Source organism: Aminobacter sp. P4_H6_2, from assembly GCF_056400805.1.
Map to the genome: position 1 here is coordinate 1 of NZ_JBFUKO010000662.1, position 2,851 is coordinate 2,851.

The window sequence follows — 2,851 nt, forward strand, 5'->3', positions numbered from 1 at the left end:
GCTCAGGGTTAAGCGATGACGCCCGCTGGGTTCTTCCTCATCAAGTCAGCATATTGCTTCTCTATCCGCTCGGCGCCTTCGAGATAGGGCGTTGCGCTGGCACGAGATCGAACCAAGTCATACAACACGGCAATCGCCGGAGACCTTGAGCACACGCCATCACGGCCGAGCAAGGCGACCCAGAAGCTCAAATAGAAATCCGCCAGGCAAAAACGAGTGCCCAGGATATAGGGCCCACCTTTCTCCAGTCGCGTGTTCATCACGTCCAGGCGGCTGAGGACAAGGGCTTTAGCCAAATCTTGAATGGCGGGATTGTCCTCTGTTCTCAGCGAGTATCGGTGTGGAAAATGGAAGCGCTTCATTTCAGGCTGAATATCGTCGGCGATGTAGAAGACCGCCGAGAGAAAGTGGCCCCTCAGTGGATCGATCACTGCAGGAGCCAACGTGGAGAGTTGGTGTCGGTCAGCCAAATACACCATCAAGGCGGCCACTTCATACAGTGCGTCGCCCTCAGGGGTGATCAGTACTGGTATGAGCCCGGCTGGATTGATTGCCAGGAACTCGGGTGCCCGGTGTTCGCCCTTTAGAATGTCTATCGTCCTGAACTCGTAATCTATTCCACCTTCCTCCAGCACCCATTGCACGAGCATTGCGCGCGTGAAGTCACCCCCATAGAGAATGTACACTGGAACCTCCCCGGACCGCGACAAAGTCTTCCGTGTAGTAGTCGGACATATTCGAGCACCCAGAAACGATGCGGGTCAAGGCGATCACACGGAGGAAAAATTGGCGAGCTACATGGCCGCGTCGGTCATGGGTACGTGAGGACGGTCGACCGCTTTCGACCGCCGCAGTGCTGAGATGAGCCAAGTTAAGGGTCCAAAAGGGTCAGTTTCCGCCTTCGCTGCAGCTACCAGAATTGCCCGCTTTTCAGGTTCCGAACCTCGAAGCTGCCTGACCGCTACCCACCCCATTGCGGCCATTCACGCGACCGTCGCCCTTGCGCGCCGCCGGGCCGCTGTTGCAAAACAGGGCATGTCCAAGACGACTCCTGCCACGTTGATGCTCGCCAAGTCAGGTGTCCCATTCGCCGTGGCTACTTATGGCTATGATTCCAGCGCCGAGCGCGTCGGGTTGCAGGCGGCCGAGGCCATGGGCGTGCCCGCATCCATCGTGCTCAAGACGCTGATGGTCGAGGCCGACGGCAAGCCGGCCTGCGTGGTGGTTCCCTCCGACCAGGAGGTCAACATGAAGAAGGTCGCCGCGGCCTTCGGCGCCAAGTCGGCGCAGATGATGAAACCCACCGACGCGGAACGGCTGACAGGCTACAAGGTCGGCGGCATCAGTCCCTTCGGCCAGCGCAAGCAGGTGGCGACGGCGGTCGAGGAGATGGCGACGCTGGAGGATGAGGTCTACCTCAATGGAGGTCAAAGAGGGCTGCAGATCCGCATGCGCCCGGACGATCTGGTCCAGGCGCTGGGTGCCAAGGTGGCGGACCTCATCCGCTGACAGTCAAGTTCCGAAAAGCGGTCACTTCCGCTTGTCGATGAAATGCTGCTTCAGCTTGGCGACATCGTCTGATGACCAGCCCTGGATATCCGCCACCTGCATCCAGGCGTCGATATAGTGCTCGGCGGCGTAGACGTGGCCGTAGCCCATCGGGGCGGTGGTGGCCATGGCGAGGTCGAGCGTCAGCTGCAGGAAGGTGACGACCGGATACCAGCGCAGTTCGGGCGAGACATCAGGCCCGCGCGGCGTCTTCATCCAGTCGGGTTCGCGGTAGAGCGAATGGGTCTCGTAGAAGGTGATCGGGTCGGAGGCATATTGCAGGTAGACGAGCCGGAGCGGCCCCCACTCGGCACCTGGAATGTCGAGCGCGTTTTTCTGGGCGGTGAAGCGGACATAAGAGCCGTCGCGGAACTCAGGCAGCCATTCGGGCGTGCCGGGATTGCGCCCGTCGGTGATCGAACGCCAGATGCGGCTGGCGAAAGGCGGGCCGCTCAGCAGCGCGCCCTGATAGGGGTCGCCCAGCACCTCGAACAACTCGTTGGAAAGCTCGGTGCTCAAGGCGCCGAGGCTGAGACCGAAGAGATAGAGTTTCGGCCGCGTCTGCTTGGGCAGGGTGCGCCAGTAGCCATAGATCTCGGTGAAGAGCGCGCGTGACTGTTCGGCGCCATAGCCAGGCTCGACCAGCAGCGACATCCAGCTGGCGAGGTAGGAATATTGGGTGGCGACGCTGGCGACGTCGCCATTGTGCAGGAATTCGATCGGGTCGATGGCCTGCTCGTCGACCCAGCCGGTGCCGGTTGGAGTGATGATGACAAGCGTCGAGCGCTCGAAACCGCCGGCGCGCTTGAGCTCCTCGAGAGCGAGCTTGGCGCGCTCCTGGGCGGTCTCGGCGGATTGCAGCCCGACATAGACGCGGACCGGTTGCTTGGCCGGTTTGCCGGTGAGGCTGCCGATGTCGGTGCCGCTGGGGCCTGACGCAATGTAGGAGCGGCCCATGCGGCCGAGGTCTTGCCAGCGCACCAGCGAGGCTGCACTGCCGGTCTTTTCTGGATCGGAAGGCTGCTTGGTGTCGGGCGGCATCAGCGCATCGAGGCGCTGGAACGAGCTGTCCATGACGCGCAAGCCATAGCGGAAGATGATGCCGTCGGCAGCCGACCAGAACAGTAGCACGACGAGAGTGGTGCCAATGACATAGGAGACGCGCGTCGGCACGAAGCGGCGCAGCTTGCCGGAGACGTAGTGCAGCGTCACGTTGAACAGGCGGGCCAGCGCGATCAAGACGATGAAGGTGATCAGAGCGATCGCGCCGACCTCAAGCGGGTGGCCGGTGTCGACGGGAGGT

Annotated in this window: 3 protein-coding genes; 1 reads left to right on the plus strand and 2 read right to left on the minus strand. The window is 61.8% G+C overall.

Annotated features, from left to right (window positions below; genetic code table 11):
• Window positions 1–8 precede the first annotated feature (8 nt).
• Window positions 9–686, minus strand: a complete 678-nt coding sequence (locus AC1DUU_RS28245; protein ID WP_476786652.1) for a glutathione S-transferase family protein — start codon at window positions 684–686, stop codon at window positions 9–11.
• Between the two features lie 349 nt (window positions 687–1,035).
• On the opposite strand from AC1DUU_RS28245, the gene ybaK reads away from it, so the two are divergent.
• On the plus strand, window positions 1,036–1,509 hold the full coding sequence (gene ybaK / locus AC1DUU_RS28250) for a Cys-tRNA(Pro) deacylase (protein ID WP_476786653.1): 474 nt from the start codon (window positions 1,036–1,038) through the stop codon (window positions 1,507–1,509).
• A 21-nt stretch (window positions 1,510–1,530) separates the two neighbouring features.
• On the opposite strand, the gene AC1DUU_RS28255 is transcribed toward ybaK, so the two are convergent.
• The coding region (locus tag AC1DUU_RS28255) for an alpha/beta hydrolase (protein WP_476786654.1) at window positions 1,531–2,851 on the minus strand (1,321 nt) is incomplete at its 5' end.

Excerpts from the sequence above, each read along its gene's own strand:
- ybaK (WP_476786653.1), top strand. The coding sequence starts at position 1,036 with ATGTCCAAGACGACTCCTGCCACGTTGATGCTCGCCAAGTCAGGTGTC.